The following is a 17,467-nucleotide window of genomic DNA, read 5'->3' as shown; positions in this document are numbered from 1 at the left end:
ACAGCTAAATATACCCCATTAAGGCGTTTCAAGGGAAGTGTCAGCGCTCCACGAAACCGGATAGATTTTCTCTCGCCTCGCTCCAGCGCTCCACGACCGTGTCCACCCGGCCGGGGGTCCCGCCGCCCCGGAGCAGCTCCAGCAGTTCGCCGGCCGCCTTCTCCGGCCCTTCGGCCACGACCTCCACCCGGCCGTCGTCGGTGTTCCTCGCCCAGCCGGCCAGGCCGAGCTCCAGCGCCCGCGCCCGCGTCCACCAGCGGAAACCCACGCCCTGCACCTTGCCCCTGACCCATGCGGTCAGCCGTACCTCCGTCATGCCCCCATCTTCCGGGACCGCCGCGGGGGAGGCTGGCAGCGGGGGCAGCTGTAGGAGGAGCGGTTCATGAACGACTCCCGGACGATCGGGGCGCCGCACCTCCGGCAGGGCAGGCCGCGCCTGCCGTACACGGCGAGTGACCGCTCGAAGTAGCCGCTCTCGCCATTGACATTCACGTAGAGACTGTCGAAAGATGTGCCGCCCTCCGCCAGGGCCTCGCTCATCACCTCGCGGGCGGCCGCCAGCAGTTCCGCGATCTTCGGCCGGGTCAGCGTGTCCGCGGGCCGCGTGCCGTGCAGCCGGGCCCTCCAGAGCGCCTCGTCGGCGTAGATGTTCCCGACCCCGCTGATCAGCGACTGGTCCAGCAGCGCCCGCTTGACCTCGGTCCGCCTGCGCCGCAGGCCGATGGTGAACAGCTCGTCGTCGAACTCGGCCTCGAAGGGGTCCGCCGCGATGTGCGCGATGGGCTCCGGCACCCACCGCGGCAGCCGGAGGGTCATCGGGGCGACCAGCACGTGCCCGAAGGTGCGCTGGTCGACGAAGCGGAGTTCGGGGCCGCCGTCGGCGAATCCCAGCCGGATGCGCAGGTGGCGCTCGGGGGCCGCGTCCGGCTCGACCACCAGCAGCTGGCCGCTCATCCCGAGGTGCGCCAGGATCGCGTCGGAGCCGTCCAGCGGGAGCCAGAGGTACTTGCCCCGGCGCTCGGCCGAGCCGATCGTGCGGCCCGCCAGCCGGGCGGCGAACTCCTCCGCGCCCGGGACGTGGCGCCGGACCGCCCGCGGGTGGAGCACCTCGGCCCGGGCGACGGTCCGCCCGGCGACCCAGCGCTCCAGGCCCCGCCGGACGACCTCGACCTCGGGCAACTCGGGCATGCGCGTCCCTTCCCGCCGACCGGTCTCAGCTCGCCTCGCGCGCGTCCCGGTCGGTCCTGATGCGGTTCCATGCGGCCTCGGCGGCCTGCTGCTCGGCCTCCTTCTTCGAGCGCCCGGCGCCCGAGCCGTACTCCTCGCCGCCCAGGCGGACGACCGCGCTGAAGGACTTGGCGTGGTCCGGGCCGCTCTCCGCGACGTGGTACTCGGGCACGCCGAGCGACTCCGAGGCCGTCAGCTCCTGCAGGGAGGTCTTCCAGTCGAGCCCCGCGCCCAGCGAGGCCGAGTGGGCGATGAGGGGGTCGAAGAGCAGGTGGACGACCCGGAACGACTCGTCCAGGCCCTTGTCCACGTAGACCGAGCCGATCAGCGCCTCGAGGGTGTCGGCGAGGATCGAGGACTTGTCGCGCCCCCCGGTGCCCTCCTCGCCGCGGCCGAGCCGCAGGAACCGGCCCAGGCCCAGGCCGCGCGCCACGTCGGCGAGGGCGCGCATGTTGACCACGGCGGCCCGCAGCTTGGCCAGCTGGCCCTCGGGCAGGTCGGGGTGGTTGCGGTAGAGGGTGTCGGTGACGACGAGACCCAGCACCGAGTCGCCGAGGAACTCCAGGCGCTCGTTGGTGGGCAGGCCGCCGTTCTCGTAGGCGTAGGAGCGGTGGGTCAGCGCCCGCTCCAGGATCGCCGCGTCCAGCCGCACGGACAGGATCTCTTCCAGCTCGTCCCGCACGGCCTCCACGGCCACCGGCTTCACGCTTGCTGCCACGTCTTCTTCTCCTCGCACGACGGTCGATCGAATGCGCGATGGCGAAGAGGCGAGACGAGAGATCGTCCGGATACTCCGAAGACGTGGTGGGCGCCGGGAGGGTACGCGTGACCGCGGACCCCGGCGTCCACCACGGCCGCGGGTGGACCGCCATCGCACTGGCGGGCGGACGGTGACGCCGGCCGGGAGCGAAGCGCTCCCGGCCGGCGTCCGTCGGTCAGAATGCGATCAGGCGGAGGGCTCGATCACCTGACGGCGGTTGTAGGTGCCGCAGGTCGGGCACACCATGTGCGGACGCTTCGGCGAGCGGCACTGGGGGCAGCTCACGAGCGAAACCGCGGCGGCCTTCCACTGCGACCGGCGGGAGCGAGTGTTGCTCCGCGACATTTTGCGCTTGGGGACAGCCACGTCAGCTCTCCTGATCGTTGTTATGTTCCGGAACCAGACCTTGCAACTTCGCCCAGCGGGCGTCGATCACCTCGTGCCCGTGGCCAGGCTCGGCATCAGCCAGCCTGACCCCGCACTCCGTGCAGAGCCCGGCGCAGTCCTCACTGCACAGCGGGCTCAACGGCAGTGTGAGCACCACCGCGTCGCGGAACACCGGTTCGAGGTCGAGCAGGTCACCGTCGAGGAGAAGGTCGTCCTCGGCTGCATCCTCAGCCGAGTAGAAGTACAGCTCCTGGAACGACACCTCGTTCTCCGAGGTGACCGGCTCCAGGCACCGTGCGCACTCCCCCCGCAGCGGGGACCGCGCCGTGCCCGTGACGAGCACGCCTTCCATGACCGACTCAAGCCGGATGTCCAGCTCGACATCGGCGTCCTTGGGGACGCCGATCATGTCGACGCCGGTCTCCGCCGGTGCCGGAAGAGTCAGGTGCAGCTGCTTCATGGCCCCCGGACGCCGCCCCAGTTCGTGGGTGGAGACCACCCAGGGGGCGCGAGGATCAAGGTGCAGAGTCATTCCGCTCTCATCAGGCATGGCGAATCACCGCCGTCGTGCAAGGCCGAAATAAGAGAATACCAGGGGTCGGAGTCTGCTTCGCGAGCCCTCGCCCCCCGCACTCCGCGGCGCGGGCCGGCACCGGGCCACCCGGCCCCCCGTCAGCCCCTGAGCCGCTCGACCAGCAGGTCCTGGACGAGATCGGGGACCAGCCCGGCCACGCTCCCGCCGTACCGGACGATCTCCTTGATCCGGCTGGACGACAGGAAGGACACCTCGGGACCGGTCGCCATGAACAGCGTCTCGACCCCGGACATCCGGTAGTTCAGCTGGGCCTGCTGCAGCTCGTAGTCGAAGTCGCTGACCGCGCGCAGTCCCTTGACGATCGCTGGGATCTCCTGCTGCCTGCAGTAGTCCACCAGCAGGCCGTGGAACTTGTCCACGCGCACGTTGCCGTACTCCTTCGTCACGGCCTGGAGCATCTCGATGCGCTCCTCGACCGTGAACAGGCTCTTCTTCTCGATGTTGATCAGGACTGCGACGACGACCTCGTCGTACTGCCGGGAGGCCCGGCCGATGATGTCCAGATGACCGTTGGTGACGGGGTCGAACGACCCCGGACAGACGACGCGACGCAAGGCGAACCCCCAGGTTTACGGATTCCCGGCGGCGCGACCGTACCAAACGGACGCTTCGCCGTAACGACGGACCCTCTCCTCTTCGTATCCGGCCGGCCAGACCAGGTCCTTCCCCCGGCTCTCCCGTTCCACCGCGACCAGCGCGTCCGGAGCGAGCCACCCGCCGTCGCGCAGGCGCTCCAGCACCGCGTCGACCTCCTCGGCCGTCACCGCGTAGGGCGGGTCGGCGAAGACGAGGTCGTACGGCTCGGCGGCGCCCCGGGCGAGCACCCGCTCCACCCGGTCGGCGGCGAGTTCGGCGCCCGGCAGCCCGAGGGAGGCGATGTTCTCCCTGATCGTCCTGACCGCCCTGGCGTCGGACTCGACCAGTAGCGCGTGGTCCGCCCCACGCGACAGCGCCTCCAGCCCGATCGCGCCGGACCCGGCGTACAGGTCCAGCACCCGGGTGCCGTCCAGCGGGCCGAGCAGCGAGCCCACCGTGGAGAAGATCCCCTCCCTGGCCCGGTCGCTCGTCGGCCGGGTCCGGTTCCCCGGCGGCACGGCCAGCCTTCTTCCCCCTGCGACACCTGCGATGACTCGACTCACCCGTCCATTGTCCCGTGTCGCAGCCGAACACATAACCGCAGGTCAGAGGGTTTTCGCCGGTCGATCCCGGTCAAGAGTGGGCAAGGGACGGCGACGAAAGCGCAAGGGTCGTTCCCTCGGGTCCCGCCGCCCTGCAAGATGAGTCCTGCGGCCTTCGAGTGACCCAGGGGAAGGCCGGCCGGCGTGATCGTGAGCCCTTCCGCACGCCGGTACTCTCGGCACCTGACCCGAGAGATGGGCCCAGGCGGGGACGGCATTCGGGGGGAGGCCGTCCCCGCAACTGGGCGTTCGGGCGTTGACCCGGCGATCGGGTTCCGGCACCGGCGACCACCGCACGGGGAGCACCTCCACCGACCACCGCACGGGACCGGGGCACCACCTCGGCGACCGCCGCACCGGGCACTCCCCGTCACGCCTTCTCGAGGTACTCCGCCCGCTCGTCGGCGAGCAGCCGGTCGATCTCCGCCCGCAGGACCGGGTGCCCGGCCAGGTCCGGATCGGCCGCCAGCATCGCCTCCGCCTCGTCCCGGGCGGCCTGGATGACGTCCTCGTCCCGGAGCAGCCGGAGCATCTTCAGCGACGACCTGCGGCCCGACTGGGCCACACCCAGCACGTCACCCTCCCTGCGCTGCTCCAGGTCCACCCGGGACAGCTCGAAGCCGTCCAGGGTCGAGGCGACCGCGTCGAGCCGCTCGCGCGCGGGGGTGCCCTGCGGCGCCTCGCTCACCAGGAGGCACAGGCCCGGCAGGCCGCCCCGGCCGACACGGCCGCGGAGCTGGTGGAGCTGGGAGACGCCGAAGCGGTCGGCATCCATGATCACCATGACCGACGAGTTCGGCACGTCCACGCCGACCTCGATGACCGTGGTCGCCACCAGGACGTCGACCTCGCCGCGGGCGAAGGCCCGCATCACGGCGTCCTTCTCCTCCGGCGGCAGCTTGCCGTGGAGCACGGCGGTGCGCAGTCCCTTCAGCGGCCCGTCGGCGAGGGTCGCCGCCACGTCCAGCACCGCCAGCGGCGGCCGGCGCTCGTCGTCCGCCTTGGCCAGGTCGCCCTCGTCGCCCTCCAGGTCGCCGATGCGCGGGCACACGACGTAGGCCTGCCGACCGAGCTCGATCTCCTCACGCACCCGGACCCAGGCGCGGTCCAGGAAGTGCGGCTTCTCCGCGACGGGGACCACGTGCGTGGTGATCGGGGCGCGGCCGGAGGGCAGCTGCGAGAGCGTGGAGACGGTCAGGTCGCCGAAGACGGTCATGGCGACCGTGCGCGGGATCGGGGTGGCGGTCATGACCAGGACGTGCGGGCGCCCGCCCCCCGCCTTCTCGCGCAGCGCGTCGCGCTGCTCCACGCCGAAGCGGTGCTGCTCGTCGACCACGACCAGCCCCAGGTCGGCGAACTGGACCCGTTCCTGGAGCACGGCGTGGGTGCCGACCACGATCCCGGCCGTCCCGGAGGCCGCGTCGAGCATCGCCGCCCGGCGGGCCGCGGCGCCGAGCGAGCCGGTCAGCAGGGCGACCGCGGTGCCGCCGAACATGCCGCCGGCGGCCAGGTCGCCGAGCATGGCGGTGATCGACCGGTGGTGCTGCTGGGCGAGCACCTCGGTGGGGGCGAGCAGCACGGCCTGGCCGCCGGCGTCGACCACCTGGAGCATGGCCCGCAGCGCCACCACGGTCTTGCCCGCGCCGACCTCGCCCTGGAGCAGCCGGTGCATCGGGTGGTCGAGGGCCAGGTCGGCGGCGATCTCCTCGCCCACGCTCTGCTGCCCCTCGGTGAGCCGGAACGGCAGCCGCCCGTCGAAGTCGGCCAGCAGCCCGTCGCCGCGCCGCGGCCGGGGCGTCGCCGACCAGGCGGCGGCGGCCATCTTCCGCTGCAGCAGCACGGCCTGGAGCAGGAACGCCTCGTCGAACCTGAGCCGCTTGCGCGCCCGGCTCACGTCGGCGTGGTCGCGCGGCCGGTGGATCGCCAGCAGCGCCTCGGTCAGGCCCGGCAGCCCGTGCCGGGCGCGCAGGTCCTCCGGGAGGGGGTCCTCCAGGGAGCCCATGGTGTCGAGGACCACGCCCAGGGCCCGCCGCAGCGCCCAGGGCGTCACGTCCTTGCCCGCCGGGTAGATCGGCACCAGCGCCGCGGCGAACTCCCCCGCGTCGCGCTCGGCCTCGTCGATCATCTCGAACTCGGGGTGGGAGAGCTGCCACTTGCGCCGCTCGCCCTGGCCGAACGCGCCGACCTTCCCGGCGAACATGCCCCGGGCGCCCGGGCGCAGCCGCGTCTCGGCGATGTGCGAGGCCTTGCCGAAGAACGACAGGTAGATCTTGCTCCGGCGGCCGTCGACGACCTCGACCTCCAGCCAGGTGCCGCCCTTGTTGCGCATCGGCTTGCGCATCACCCTGGTGACCTCGCCCACCACCGTGACGTGCTCGTCGACCCGCAGGTCGTCGAGGTCGGTCAGCTCGCCCCGCTGGGCGTAGCGCCGCGGGTAGTGCCGGAGCAGGTCGCCGACGGTCCGCAGGTCCAGGACGCTCTCCAGCAGCTTGGCCGTGCGGGGGTCCAGCACCTTGCCCGTCGGCTCGTCGAAGCTCGTCACGCCAGCTTTCTACCGCCTCCGGGCGACAGAATTCACCCGCATCCGCCTTCCCGCCTCCTCCGGCCCGGCTCACTCGACCCCGACGAGCAGCGGGTAACCGCCCTGCCCTCCCCCGTAGCGGACGACCTCGATGTCCGGCCGGGTCTCGGCCAGACGATCCTGTACGGCCTGCGCCAGCCCGGCGGGCGCGTCCGCGCCCTCCAGCAGGGTGACCAGCTCGCTGCTGGAGGACACCATCCGGCCGACGACCTCCAGCGCGGTCTCCACCAGGTCCGCGCCGACCAGGGCGGCGTCCCCGTCGATCACGCCGAGCACGGCCCCGGGCCGGATCAGCCCCGCGCTCGTCATGACCTCGCGGTCGGCCACCCACACGTGCCCGTGGCGGGTGTGCGCGGCCGCCTCGGTCATCGCGACCACGTCGTCGTCGAACCGCCGCAGCGGGTCGTGGACGGCCAGCGCCGCCAGGCCCTGCACCGACGCCCGGGTGGGCAGGACGCTCACCGCGAGCCCCTCCTCGCGAGCGATCTCGGCGGCGGCCGCCGCGACCTCGCGCGCCCCGCTGTCGTTGGGCAGGACCACGACCTCCGTGCCCGCCCCCCGGATCGCGGCTAGCACCGCGGCCAGGGACGGGCTGGAGCCCGGCTCGCGCCGGACCACGACGGCTCCCGAACGCTCGAACACCTCGCCCAGGGCGGGCCCCGCCGCCACCGCCACCACGCCCCGCCCGCCCGCGGCCGGGTGCGTCCGGCCGGACCCGGCCAGATAGGTCACCCTGATCCGGTGCGGCCTGCCGCCGGCCCGCAGGGCGGCCTCGATCGCCGCTCCCGCGTCCTCCACGTGCACGTGCACGTTCCACAGACCGTCCCCGCCCACGACGACCAGCGAGTCGCCGAGCGCGTCCAGCTCGCCGCGCAGGGTCTCCACGGCCTCGTCGCCGGCGTCCAGCAGGTACATGACCTCGTAGCCCGGGTGCCCCTCGGGCCGGTGCGGCTCCTCCGGCCCCGGCACGACCCTGCGGACCGGCGCGGGGACGTCGGGCCGCTCGGCGTAGGAGCCGGTCACCACCGCGGCGAGGCTCTCCAGGATGAGCGTCAGGCCCGCCGCGCCCGCGTCCACCACGCCGTTGCGGGACAGCACCTCCAGTTGGTCCGGGGTGCGCCGGAGCGCGGCGCGGGCCTCCTGCGCGGCCCTCGCGGCCACCGAGGCGAGGTCGCCGGACAGGTCGCGCACGGCGGAGGCCGCCGCGCCGAGCACGCTCAGCAGCGTGCCCTCGACCGGCCGCTCCACCGCGCCGCGCGCCAGCTCCGCGGCCCTGGCCAGACCGCGGCCGAGATCCGCGCCGCCGCCCTCGGCCGTCCTCAGCACCTCGGCGAGGCCGCGGAGCGCCTGGCTGACGATGACCCCCGAGTTACCCCGCGCGCCGAGCAAGGCGCCCTGGGCGAGGGTCCGCCAGGTCGTGGCCGCGTCGGCGTCGCCGGGCAGCCCGTCCAGCGCCTCGGCCGCCGAGAGCATGGTCAGGTGGAGGTTGGTGCCGGTGTCGCCGTCGGGCACGGGGAAGACGTTGAGGGCGTCGATCTCCTCCCTGGCCCGGCCCAGCGTCTCCGCGGCCAGCCATGACCACCGCCGGACCGCCGGCGGGTCGAGAACCTGCAGCATGCCTGCCCTCCGTGCCTGCGGGCGCGTTCGCCCCTCGTCCCCGGCGGTCGCGCCTCCCTGCGGGGCACGACCGGCGCGCCCGCCTCCGGACGCGGTCCGCCGCCGCGGCCGCCCGGATGCGCTACGGTTGCCTTTCGGAGATTATCCCCGTTCGGCCAGTCGTGGCAGCTCGCGTTGGCACGCACGGTCAGGCATCGGATATCCTCGTTTGGCCAGCCGGTCGTCCCGGCATGCCCGATGACCGCCCAGCGGATCGGGTCTCTCGACTGATATAAGGAGCGAACCGTGGCTTCCGTCTGCGACGTTTGCGCTAAGAAGCCGATCTTCGGCAACAACGTCTCCCACTCGCACCGCCGCACCCGTCGCAGCTGGAGCCCGAACATCCAGCCCGTGCGCGCGGTCGTGAACGGCACGCCGAAGCGGCTGAACGTGTGCACCTCCTGCATCAAGGCCGGCAAGGTCACCCGCTAGCCCAGGCTCTCCGCACAGCCCGCCGCCCCTCCGCCGAGGGGCGGCGGGCTGTCGGCTTTCCCGGAGGACGGACCGCCGGTTCAACGGAACCGCTGGCGGTGAACATGTTTTCGCAACCCGTCCACCGCACGGACCGTGACTCTCTATCGTCACAGCGTGACCATCACCTGCTTCCCTCGCGGCAACGTACGCGACATGACCAAGAAGATCGGCGTCGACCTCCCCGATGACCTGTACCGGTGGATGCAGTCCGAGGTCAGGGCCGGCCGGGCCCCCTCCATCTCCGGGTTGATCGCGGAGGTCGTCGAGCACCAGCGCAGCCGGGCGGAGCTGTCCGCGCTCGTCGCCGACCTCAGGACGGAGTTCGGCCCGCCGACCGCGGAGAGCAGGAAGCGGATCGACGAGGCCGTCGACGCCCTGTGCACGGTCCAGGAGACCGAGCCGGCCAGAAGGGGGCGGACGGCGTGACGCGCCCCGCCGGCCTGCGGCGCTTCGTGTTCGACACCGGGGCCCTCGTCGGGCTCGAACGGGGCAACCCCGACGTGATCGAGGCCCTGGAGCGGATCCTCGCGGGCGAGCTGGAGGGCGTCGTGCCCCGCACGGTGCTGGCCGAGGCCGGCCGGGACGGGACCCGCCGGGTACGGCTGGCCGCGGCGTTCAACCGCGCCCGGCGGATCCGCCACGGCTCGCTGGTGATCGACGAGCTGACCCCGGAGCGCGCCATGGAGATCGGTCGGAAGATCGGCGAGTGCGGCCATGACGACGTGGTCGACGTGAACGTCGCCCTGTGCGCCCGCAGCTCCCCTTCGGGGGTCGTCGACGCCATCGTGCTCACCGGCGACCGCGACGGCATCACCCGCGTCGACGGCGCGCTGGACCGCGTGATCATCGACGTCTGAGAACGGGTCCCGTCAGGCGCGCTGCCGCCAGGCGTGGTCCACCGGGCCGATGCCCGCGCCCAGCGCGAACCCCCGGGCGATCGCTCCGGTGACGTACTCCTTGGCCTTCCCCACCGCGGACGGGACGTCCTCGCCGAGGGCCAGCCAGGAGGCCACCGCCGAGGCCAGGGTACAGCCCGTGCCGTGGGTGTGCCGGTTGTCGTGGCGTTCCGCGGTGAAGCGGAACTCCCGGTCGCCGTCGGTGAGCAGGTCCACCGGGGCGCCCGGCAGGTGGCCGCCCTTGACCAGTGCCCAGGCGGGACCGAGCGCCAGGATCGCGTCCGCGGCCCGGCGCAGGTCCCTCTCGTCCTCGACCTTCACCCCGGTGAGCTGGGATACCTCCCAGAGGTTGGGGGTGACGACCGTGGCCACGGGCAGCAGCCGGGACTTGACGGTCTCCACGGCTTCGGGCGCCAGCAGGGCGTCCCCGTGCTTGGAGACGCCGACCGGATCCACCACGACCGGCGCGTCCACCCCGGACAGCGCCTCGGCGACGGTCTCCACGAGCACCGCCGAGGCCAGCATCCCCGTCTTGACGGCCTGGGCCCCGATGTCGCCGAGCACCGAGTCGAGCTGGGCCCGTACCGCCTCGGGCGGGAGCTCCCAGTAGCCCTGCACGCCCAGTGAGTTCTGCGCCGTCACCGCGGCGATGACGCTCATGCCGTGCACGCCGAGGGCCAGCATGGTCTTCAGGTCGGCCTGGATGCCCGCGCCACCGCCGGAGTCGGAGCCGGCGACGGTCAGCACGCGGGGAGGGGACGAAACGGTCATGGACCTCATCCAACCAGCTTCCGCCGGATTCCGTGGCGCCGTGTCCCCCGGCGGGCGGCCGCCACGCGGGTTCGGCACCGCGGCACGGCCCGCCTGGGACACGGGTCGCCGGGGCGGCCCTCAGCCCTTCCCGTCCAGCGGAAGAGGGAGCGGGAGCGGGAGCGGGATCCCAGGTCGGTCCCCGTTCCCGGAGTCGGGGGGCGGAGCGGTCGAGGGCGCCTGCGTGGGCGTGGGAGCGGCGGTCTGCGTGGGCGTGGGAGCGGCGGTCCGCGTGGGGGTCTCTTCGCGGGGCGTGCCCGGCCTTCCCGCGGACAGGTCCTGCTTCCGGGCCTCCTCGTCGCCGCCGGACGCCGATCCCGTCCCCCGGGGACGCCGGGTGGGCTCCTGCGCGGCGGGACGGGCCTTCGGGGTGCGGCTCGCCCCCGGGCGGCCGGTCGTCTCCTCGGGAGACGGGGACGGCGACGGGGCAGCGGTCGAGGACCGCTCCGGCCGCGGGGGCTCCTCCCCGGGGTCGGGTTCCCCGGGCTCGGCGGCATCTCCCTCGGGGCCCGCCGTCGGGCACTCCCCGGTCGAGCAGCCGAAGAGCGGCCCGGCCGAGTCCTTCCACGCCTGGACGCCGGCCGCGGTCCCGCCCAGCATCGCGGCCGCGGCGGCGACCGTCAGCGCCGCCACCTTGACCGGCGCCCCGAGGCGCCACCGCCCGCCGGTCCGGTCCGCCTCCGCGGGGCCGGAGTCCACGCGGTCCTCCGGCGCCGGGAGGACGTCGCCGGTCGCCGACTGCTCCGGACGGAGCCTGCGCCCGATCGGCGCGTCCGCGGGCTCGGGTCGCCCGCCACGGTGGAGGGCGTCCTCCGCCGCCGGCTCGTGACTACCCATGGCACCTCGTTCTCGCAGGACGTCGACCGCCAATCTTCCTACCATTTCGGTAAAGATCTGTCACAATTTTCGCCGATGCACCGGCCGGTGACAGATGTCACGTCCGGAAATGATCCCAGCCGCGGTGCTCCGAGGTCCTGTCTCCGGCTTCGACCCCCTCGCCCTCCGTCACGCGCCCGATCTCCGTCCAGGCAGGCGGGAGCCGTACGCCGCCGGGGAAGGTCGCGGCCAGGGCGTGGTCCTCTCCGCCGGTGAGCACCCAGTCCAGCGGGTCGGCGCCGAGCAGGCGGGCCGCGGTCTCCAGCTCTTCGGGAACGGTGAAGGCCGAGAGGTCGAGCGCGACGCCCACGCCGCCGGCCTCGGCGATGTGCCCCAGGTCCTGCAGGAGCCCGTCGCTGACGTCCAGCATCGCGGTCGCGCCCAGTTCGGCGGCCTGGACCCCGCACGGATAGGGCGGCCGCGGGCGGCGGTGGGCGTCCACCAGGGTCTCCAGCTCCGCCGGGGCCGGATCGCCGGGTCCGGCGCCCCCGGCGCGGCCGGCCTGGAGCAGGGCGAGCCCGGCCGCGGCGTGGCCGAGGCGCCCCGCCACCGCGACCACGTCGCCGGGGCGGGCCCCCGAACGCGTGACCGGCGTGCGCCCGCCCAGGTCGCCGAGGGCCGTCACGCCGATCACCACCAGGTCGCAGCGGGTGGTGTCGCCGCCCACGACGCTCGCCCCGACCAGGTCGCACTCGTCCCGGAAGCCGTCGGCGAGGTCGTCCAGCCAGCGGGCGGCGGTGGTGGCGGGCAGGCCGAGGCCCACCACGACGCCGGTGGGGACCGCCCCCATCGCGACGACGTCGGCGAGGTTCTGAGCTGCGGCTTTACGCCCGATATCGTAGGCACTAGACCAGTCAAGACGGAAATGTCTATTCTCAAGCAGTAAGTCCGTTGTGACGACGACCCGTCCGTCGGGCGCACCCACCAGCGCGGCGTCGTCCCCCGGGCCGAGCAGGACGGTCCGGCCCTGCGGCAAGCGTCCGGCAATACGCGCAACGATTCCGAATTCGCCGAGATCTCCGACTGTGATGACGCACCTCCCGTTCATCACAGGGTACGGTTGCCCTCCGGTACTGATCCAATCGCCCGGGAGGACGTGATGGTGCAGGCCTACATCCTTATCCAGACCGAAGTCGGCAAGGCCGCGGACGTCGCGCGCCAGATCTCCTCGATCTCCGGCGTCACGCAGGCCGAGGACGTCACCGGCCCCTACGACGTGATCGTGCGCGCGGAGGCCCGGAACGTGGACGAGCTCGGCAAACTCGTGGTGGCGCAGATCCAGGCGGTGGAGGGGATCACGCGGACCCTCACCTGCCCCATCGTGCACATCTGACCCGCGGGAAGACGCATGTCTCTCCGGTTCGCCCGCCGGGTCGAGCGGTCTCCCCGCTCCACCCGCGGGACCGACCGGTCTCCCGGCTTCGCCCGCCGGGCCGGCTGGGCCTGCGCCCTGCTGGCCCTGGCGGGATGCGGCGGGGCGGTCCGCATGGACCCGCCCTCGCCGGAGCCGCCGGCCGCCGCCGCGTGCCGTGCGCTCGCCGGGCGCCTGCCCCAGGTGCTCGACGGCGCCGAGCGGACCGAGTCGGACCCCCCGTCGCCGTACGTCGCGGTCTGGGGGGCCGGCGAGATCGGGCTGCGCTGCGGGGTGCCGCGCCCGGCGAACATGGCCGCCACCGACCAGGTGCCGGTGGTCGACGACGTGGCGTGGTTCGCCGACCCCGCCCGGCCCGCGTTGTTCACCGCGATCGGGCGGGCGGCCTACGTCGAGGTGACGATCTCCCGCGCGCACGCTCCGGAGAGCGTGCTGGTCGAGCTCGCGGTCCCCGTCAAGGCGGCGCTACCGCAGACCGGGTGAGCGCTCCAGGGCGAGCCGGATCAGCCGGTCGACCAGCTCGGCGTACGGCAGGCCGGTGGCCTCCCACAGCTGCGGCGCGGCCGACATCGCGGTGAAGCCCGGCATCGTGTTGATCTCGTTGAGCAGCAGCCTGCCGTCGTCGGTGCAGAAGAAGTCGACCCGGGCCAGCCCCTCGCAGCCCAGCGCCTCGAACGCCCGCACGGCCATGGCCCGCAGGTCCTCGGTCAGCCCGCCGGACAGGTCCGCCGGCACGACCAGGGACATGTCGTCCCCAACGTACTTGGCCTCGAAGTCGTAGAACTCGTGGTCGCCGTGGACCAGGATCTCCCCCGGGAGGCTGGCCTGCGGCGGCTCGTCCCCCAGGGACTCCAGCACGGCGCACTCGATCTCCCTGCCGGTGATCGCGGCCTCGACCAGCACCTTGGGGTCGTGCTCCCGGGCCAGCTCGACGGCGCGCTCCAGCTCCTCGAGGTCCGAGGCCTTGGAGATGCCCTGGCTCGACCCCGCCCGGGCCGGCTTGACGAAGACCGGCCAGCCCAGCTCCTGGACCTCCTTGAGGACCCGGTCCCGGTCCACCCGCCAGTCGCGGTCGCGGATCGTGACGTACGGGCCCACGGGCAGGCCCGAGGCCGCCAGCACCATCTTCATGTAGGCCTTGTCCATGCCGACCGCGCTGGCCAGCACGCCGGAGCCGACGTAGCGGACCCCCGCCATCTCGAGCAGGCCCTGGATGGTGCCGTCCTCGGCGAACGGGCCGTGCATGACCGGGAAGACCACGTCCACCCGCCCGAGCTCGACCGGGACGCTGGAGGCGTCGCGGGCCACCAGCGGGCCGTCGCCGGACGGCAGCACGAGCTCGGCCCCCCGGGCGTCCACGGACGGCAGTTCGCCGCCCTCGATCGCGTAGCGCTGGTCGCCGGAGGCGAGCACCCACCGCCCGTCCCGGGCGATCCCGATGGGGATCACCTCGTATCTGGACCGGTCGATCACCTCCAGCACGCTGCCCGCTCCGAGGATGGAGACGGCGTGCTCGGAGTTGCGGCCGCCGAAGAGGATCGCCACCCGCGGCCGAGGTGTGTGCTGCTCGCTCATGATGACCGAATGTACCCCCTCTGGGAGGTGAATCCGGTTGTCAGGCGCGCCTATCTCCCCGAAGCGAGCAGGGAGTCGAGCGCCCTGGTGACGTCCACGATGAGATCCTCGGCGTCCTCCAGCCCGATCGAGAAGCGCACGGCCCCCGCGTCGCCCCCCGCGTCCTCGCCGGATCGGCGGCCGAGGGAGGCGGTGCACACGGCCTTGGTGCGCGTGCCGCCCGCCGAGGAGGCGGGCGAGACCAGCCTGAGCGCGCCGGCCAGCCGTACCCCCGCGTCGTGACCACCGTGCGGGGTCACCGTCACGCAGGCGCCGTACCGGGTGCCCTCCGGGCCGGAGTCGAACAGGTGCCTGGCGAGCCGGTGGCCGGGGTGCCCGGGGAGGCCGGGGTAGTCGACCCGGTGGACGGCGGGGTGCTTGGCCACGGCCGCGGCGAACACCATCGCGGTGGAGCACATGCGGCGCACCCGCAGCGGCAGCGTCTCCAGGCCCCGGCGGAGCAGGAAGGCGTCGTCCGGGGAGAGTTCGGCCCCCGTGTCGACGCGGACCCGGCGGAGCCGGGCGATCAGGTCGGGACGGCCCACGACGACGCCGCCGGTGCAGTCGTCGTGCCCCCCGAGGTAGGTGGTCGCGGAGTGGACCACGAGGTCGGCGCCGTGCTCCAGGGGGCGGCACACGACCGGCGTGGCGAAGGTCGAGTCGACCACCAGGAGGGCTCCGGCGGAGCGGGCGATCCGGTAGAGGCCGCGGACGTCGGCCACGGCCGCCGACGGGGTGGAGAGCGTCTCCGCGTATATGATCTTCGTGCTCCGCCGGACCGCCGCGCCCACCCGGCCGAGATCGGCGTAGTCGACGAAGTCCGCGCTCACCCCGAACCTGGACAGCACGTTCGTGATCAGCGAGTGGGTCCGGTCGTGGACCTGGGCGGGGGCGACGACGTGCGCCCCCGAGCGCAGGAAGGTCATCAGCACCGCGTTGACCGCGGCCGTCCCCGAGGCGAAGGCCTGGCCCGCGACGTCCTCGGGCGCGGCCGCGCCCTCCAGGGAGGCGACGGCCGCGGCGAAGGCGGCGGTGGTCGGGTTGTCGACGCGGTCGGCGGCGTCCTCCCCCGTCGCCTCCGGGCCGCCGGGCGGGCCGGTGCGGCTCCACGCGGAGCTGCGCCACACCGGCAGGCCGAGAGGGCTGCCCGGAGGGCCCGCCGGGGCCGGCAGGTGCGCCGAGCGGGTGTTCTCGCCCCGCTGCCGGCGTGCGGGGCGGTTCACACGCCGTACCGTTCGGGTTTGGGGGTCCGCGACATCAGCAGCATCGCGGCCTCGCGGGGGGGCATGCCGTCATGGACGACGGCCACCACGACCTCGGTGATCGGCATCTCCACGTCGTGCTTTCTGGCCAGTTCGAGGACCGACTCGCAGGACTTGACGCCCTCTGCGGTCTGCTTGGTGGCGGCGACGACCTCGGCCAGGGTCATGCCCCGTCCCAGATTCTCACCGAAGGTGCGGTTCCGGGACAACGGTGAGGTACAGGTCGCCACCAGGTCGCCCATCCCCGCCAGCCCCGCGAACGTGTGCGGGTCGGCGCCGAGCGCCGCGCCGAGCCGGGAGATCTCCGCCAGCCCGCGCGTCATGAGCATCGCGCTGACGTTGTCGCCCATCCCCATGCCCGCCGAGACCCCGACGGCGAGCGCGATGACGTTCTTGACCGCCCCGCCGAGCTCCACACCCACCACGTCGGGGTTGGTGTAGGGGCGGAACCACGGCGGCAGGTGGCAGGCCGCCTGCAGCCGCTCCATGGCCCCCTCGTCGGGGCAGGCGACCACCGTCGCGGCGGGCTGGCCGCGGACGATCTCGCCGACCAGGTTGGGACCCGACACCACCGCGACCCGCTCCGCCGGAACCTCGGCGACCTCGCAGATCACCTCGCTCATCCGCTTGGTGGTGCCGAGCTCGATGCCCTTCATCAGGCTCACCAGGACCGCGTCGTCCGGCAGGTCCGGCTTCCAGGCGGTCAGGTTGCCGCGCAGGGTCTGCGAGGGCACGGCGAGCACCACGAAGTCGGCGCCGTCGAGCGCCTCGGCCGGCTCGGTGGTGGCGCGCAGCGTCTCGGGCAGGGCCGTACCCGGCAGGTAGTCGGGGTTCTCGTGGCGGCGGTCGATCGCCTCGACGATCTCCGGGCGCCTGCCCCACAGGGTCGTCCGGGTGCCCGCCCCGGCGAGGATCATCGCGAAAGTCGTGCCCCATGAACCCGTCCCGAACACGGCAGCCTTGGTCATTTCATCACCGTACGCCGAAGTCAGCCGTGAGAGGGCTTCTTGAACGGGGCGGCAGGCGCCTTCCGCCCGCGCAGCTCGGCCAGCTGGGCCGTGATCGCCGCCATGATGTCGGCGGTCGCCGCGCGCAGCGTCTCGGCCCCGGGCGGCCGCCCGCCGAGCCCTTCACGGTACTTCGACAGGTCCACCGGGGGCCCGACCTGTACGCGGAACGTCTTGCGAGGCAGGAGGCGGGGCCGCCTGCTGCCGTAGGGCAGGATCTCCTGCGCGCCCCAGTGCGCCACCGGGATCACCGGCACCCCGGTCTCCAGGGCCAGCCGCGCCGCGCCCGTCTTGCCCTCCATGGGCCAGAAGTCCGGATCGCGGGTGCAGGTGCCCTCGGGGTAGAACATCACGCACGCCCCCTCGTCGATCCGCTCCCGGGACGCCTCCAGCGAGCGGGCCGCGTCCGCGCTGCCCCGGTAGACGGGGATCGCCCGCATCGCCCGCACCATGCGGCCGATCACCGGCACCGAGAAGAGCCCGGACTTGGCCAGGACCACCGGCCAGCGCCCGTGGTCGTACAGGAAGTGCGCGACCAGGAAGGGGTCCACCCACGACAGGTGGTTGGTCACCATGATGATCGCGCCTTCGCGCGGCAACCGCTCCGCGTGCCGCCACTCCTTCTTCACCAGGAGCCACGAGATCGGTTTGACGATCACGACGGCCACCGCGACCCAGAACCTGGTCGGCCATCCGGGGCGTCTCATCCGCTCCTCCATACGCTCGGGGGGTACACCTCGAGTCTTCCGGTTGGCTCCGGAGGCTGTCGAGA

21 protein-coding genes are annotated in these 17,467 nt (G+C 73.3%); 5 read left to right on the top strand and 16 right to left on the bottom strand.

The features are described 5' to 3' along the window. Positions 1-40 precede the first annotated feature (40 nt). The 9 genes from IEZ07_RS04170 to fakA form a co-directional block, all read right to left on the bottom strand. Positions 41-316, bottom strand: coding sequence for an acylphosphatase (locus IEZ07_RS04170; protein ID WP_191893567.1), 276 nt, complete (start codon positions 314-316; stop codon positions 41-43). Beyond that, entirely contained in the window at positions 313-1,188 is an 876-nt protein-coding gene (gene mutM, locus IEZ07_RS04165; protein ID WP_191893566.1) for a bifunctional DNA-formamidopyrimidine glycosylase/DNA-(apurinic or apyrimidinic site) lyase, read from the bottom strand. The genes IEZ07_RS04170 and mutM overlap by 4 nt, the downstream gene beginning before the upstream one ends. Positions 1,189-1,213: 25 nt before the next feature. Then, positions 1,214-1,918 (bottom strand): ribonuclease III, encoded by a 705-nt coding sequence (rnc, locus tag IEZ07_RS04160; RefSeq protein WP_229798570.1) that lies wholly within the window; start codon positions 1,916-1,918, stop codon positions 1,214-1,216. Positions 1,919-2,173: 255 nt separating this feature from the next. Beyond that, complete coding sequence (gene rpmF, locus IEZ07_RS04155; protein WP_084008384.1) at positions 2,174-2,353, bottom strand: 50S ribosomal protein L32; 180 nt, start codon at positions 2,351-2,353, stop codon at positions 2,174-2,176. A 1-nt stretch (position 2,354) separates the two neighbouring features. Continuing rightward, the gene (locus IEZ07_RS04150) at positions 2,355-2,906 is read right to left on the bottom strand and encodes a YceD family protein (protein ID WP_191893565.1); all 552 of its coding nucleotides are present in this window, start codon (positions 2,904-2,906) and stop codon (positions 2,355-2,357) included. A gap of 140 nt (positions 2,907-3,046) precedes the next feature. Beyond that, positions 3,047-3,523, bottom strand: coding sequence for a pantetheine-phosphate adenylyltransferase (gene coaD / locus IEZ07_RS04145; RefSeq protein WP_068897571.1), 477 nt, complete (start codon positions 3,521-3,523; stop codon positions 3,047-3,049). A gap of 15 nt (positions 3,524-3,538) precedes the next feature. Next, the gene (gene rsmD / locus IEZ07_RS04140) at positions 3,539-4,108 is read right to left on the bottom strand and encodes a 16S rRNA (guanine(966)-N(2))-methyltransferase RsmD (protein ID WP_068897572.1); all 570 of its coding nucleotides are present in this window, start codon (positions 4,106-4,108) and stop codon (positions 3,539-3,541) included. A 409-nt stretch (positions 4,109-4,517) separates the two neighbouring features. Further along, positions 4,518-6,689, bottom strand: coding sequence for an ATP-dependent DNA helicase RecG (gene recG, locus IEZ07_RS04135; RefSeq protein ID WP_191893564.1), 2,172 nt, complete (start codon positions 6,687-6,689; stop codon positions 4,518-4,520). Positions 6,690-6,758: 69 nt separating this feature from the next. Further along, on the bottom strand, positions 6,759-8,345 hold the full coding sequence (gene fakA / locus IEZ07_RS04130; RefSeq protein ID WP_191893563.1) for a DAK2 domain-containing protein: 1,587 nt from the start codon (positions 8,343-8,345) through the stop codon (positions 6,759-6,761). A 285-nt stretch (positions 8,346-8,630) separates the two neighbouring features. Between fakA and rpmB the strand changes: the two genes are divergently transcribed. The 3 genes from rpmB (at position 8,631) to IEZ07_RS04115 (ending at position 9,715) form a co-directional block, all read left to right on the top strand. After that, on the top strand, positions 8,631-8,816 hold the full coding sequence (gene rpmB / locus IEZ07_RS04125; protein ID WP_068897575.1) for a 50S ribosomal protein L28: 186 nt from the start codon (positions 8,631-8,633) through the stop codon (positions 8,814-8,816). A 156-nt stretch (positions 8,817-8,972) separates the two neighbouring features. Beyond that, the gene (locus IEZ07_RS04120; RefSeq protein WP_191893562.1) at positions 8,973-9,284 is read left to right on the top strand and encodes a hypothetical protein; all 312 of its coding nucleotides are present in this window, start codon (positions 8,973-8,975) and stop codon (positions 9,282-9,284) included. Further along, entirely contained in the window at positions 9,281-9,715 is a 435-nt protein-coding gene (locus IEZ07_RS04115; RefSeq protein WP_191893561.1) for a PIN domain-containing protein, read from the top strand. Before IEZ07_RS04120 ends, IEZ07_RS04115 begins: the two co-directional genes overlap by 4 nt. Positions 9,716-9,727: 12 nt before the next feature. Here the strand turns inward: IEZ07_RS04115 and thiD are convergent, their stop codons facing one another. The 3 genes from thiD to IEZ07_RS04100 form a co-directional block, all read right to left on the bottom strand. Next, positions 9,728-10,525 (bottom strand): bifunctional hydroxymethylpyrimidine kinase/phosphomethylpyrimidine kinase, encoded by a 798-nt coding sequence (thiD, locus tag IEZ07_RS04110; protein WP_153054276.1) that lies wholly within the window; start codon positions 10,523-10,525, stop codon positions 9,728-9,730. Positions 10,526-10,645: 120 nt separating this feature from the next. Beyond that, the gene (locus IEZ07_RS04105; RefSeq protein ID WP_191893560.1) at positions 10,646-11,401 is read right to left on the bottom strand and encodes a hypothetical protein; all 756 of its coding nucleotides are present in this window, start codon (positions 11,399-11,401) and stop codon (positions 10,646-10,648) included. Between the two features lie 97 nt (positions 11,402-11,498). After that, positions 11,499-12,488, bottom strand: coding sequence for a thiamine-phosphate kinase (locus IEZ07_RS04100; RefSeq protein ID WP_191893559.1), 990 nt, complete (start codon positions 12,486-12,488; stop codon positions 11,499-11,501). Positions 12,489-12,539: 51 nt separating this feature from the next. On the opposite strand from IEZ07_RS04100, the gene IEZ07_RS04095 reads away from it, so the two are divergent. Together IEZ07_RS04095 and IEZ07_RS04090 are read left to right on the top strand one after the other, a co-directional pair. After that, complete coding sequence (locus tag IEZ07_RS04095; RefSeq protein ID WP_068897581.1) at positions 12,540-12,773, top strand: Lrp/AsnC family transcriptional regulator; 234 nt, start codon at positions 12,540-12,542, stop codon at positions 12,771-12,773. A 15-nt stretch (positions 12,774-12,788) separates the two neighbouring features. Continuing rightward, positions 12,789-13,295, top strand: coding sequence for a DUF3515 family protein (locus IEZ07_RS04090; protein ID WP_191893558.1), 507 nt, complete (start codon positions 12,789-12,791; stop codon positions 13,293-13,295). On the opposite strand, the gene IEZ07_RS04085 is transcribed toward IEZ07_RS04090, so the two are convergent. The 4 genes from IEZ07_RS04085 to IEZ07_RS04070 are packed head-to-tail and all read right to left on the bottom strand — an operon-like array spanning position 13,278 to position 17,402. Next, entirely contained in the window at positions 13,278-14,387 is a 1,110-nt protein-coding gene (locus IEZ07_RS04085) for a D-alanine--D-alanine ligase family protein (RefSeq protein ID WP_191893557.1), read from the bottom strand. The genes IEZ07_RS04090 and IEZ07_RS04085 overlap by 18 nt on opposite strands. 50 nt (positions 14,388-14,437) lie before the next feature. Further along, positions 14,438-15,649 carry a trans-sulfuration enzyme family protein gene (locus IEZ07_RS04080; RefSeq protein ID WP_191893556.1) on the bottom strand — a complete coding sequence of 404 codons (1,212 nt, stop codon included), beginning with the start codon at positions 15,647-15,649 and terminating at the stop codon, positions 14,438-14,440. Next, positions 15,646-16,656 carry an NAD(P)H-dependent glycerol-3-phosphate dehydrogenase gene (locus tag IEZ07_RS04075; RefSeq protein WP_068897584.1) on the bottom strand — a complete coding sequence of 337 codons (1,011 nt, stop codon included), beginning with the start codon at positions 16,654-16,656 and terminating at the stop codon, positions 15,646-15,648. Before IEZ07_RS04075 ends, IEZ07_RS04080 begins: the two co-directional genes overlap by 4 nt. A gap of 20 nt (positions 16,657-16,676) precedes the next feature. Beyond that, a complete protein-coding gene (locus IEZ07_RS04070) occupies positions 16,677-17,402 on the bottom strand; it encodes a lysophospholipid acyltransferase family protein (RefSeq protein WP_191893555.1) in 726 nt (241 codons plus the stop codon). Positions 17,403-17,467: the final 65 nt, after the last annotated feature.

The organism is Planomonospora parontospora (assembly GCA_014647935.1).
GTDB lineage: Bacteria > Actinomycetota > Actinomycetes > Streptosporangiales > Streptosporangiaceae > Planomonospora > Planomonospora parontospora.
The sequence above is the reverse complement of the archived record's forward strand: the minus strand, read 5'-3'. Positions and strand labels throughout refer to the sequence as shown.

Excerpts from the sequence above, each read along its gene's own strand:
- IEZ07_RS04170 (WP_191893567.1), bottom strand. The coding sequence starts at position 316 with ATGACGGAGGTACGGCTGACCGCATGGGTCAGGGGCAAGGTGCAGGGC.
- mutM (WP_191893566.1), bottom strand. The coding sequence starts at position 1,188 with ATGCCCGAGTTGCCCGAGGTCGAGGTCGTCCGGCGGGGCCTGGAGCGC.
- IEZ07_RS04150 (WP_191893565.1), bottom strand. The coding sequence starts at position 2,906 with ATGACTCTGCACCTTGATCCTCGCGCCCCCTGGGTGGTCTCCACCCAC.
- fakA (WP_191893563.1), bottom strand. The coding sequence starts at position 8,345 with ATGCTGCAGGTTCTCGACCCGCCGGCGGTCCGGCGGTGGTCATGGCTG.
- thiD (WP_153054276.1), bottom strand. The coding sequence starts at position 10,525 with ATGACCGTTTCGTCCCCTCCCCGCGTGCTGACCGTCGCCGGCTCCGAC.
- IEZ07_RS04105 (WP_191893560.1), bottom strand. The coding sequence starts at position 11,401 with ATGGGTAGTCACGAGCCGGCGGCGGAGGACGCCCTCCACCGTGGCGGG.
- IEZ07_RS04100 (WP_191893559.1), bottom strand. The coding sequence starts at position 12,488 with ATGAACGGGAGGTGCGTCATCACAGTCGGAGATCTCGGCGAATTCGGA.
- IEZ07_RS04095 (WP_068897581.1), top strand. The coding sequence starts at position 12,540 with ATGGTGCAGGCCTACATCCTTATCCAGACCGAAGTCGGCAAGGCCGCG.
- IEZ07_RS04090 (WP_191893558.1), top strand. The coding sequence starts at position 12,789 with ATGTCTCTCCGGTTCGCCCGCCGGGTCGAGCGGTCTCCCCGCTCCACC.
- IEZ07_RS04085 (WP_191893557.1), bottom strand. The coding sequence starts at position 14,387 with ATGAGCGAGCAGCACACACCTCGGCCGCGGGTGGCGATCCTCTTCGGC.
- IEZ07_RS04075 (WP_068897584.1), bottom strand. The coding sequence starts at position 16,656 with ATGACCAAGGCTGCCGTGTTCGGGACGGGTTCATGGGGCACGACTTTC.
- IEZ07_RS04070 (WP_191893555.1), bottom strand. The coding sequence starts at position 17,402 with ATGAGACGCCCCGGATGGCCGACCAGGTTCTGGGTCGCGGTGGCCGTC.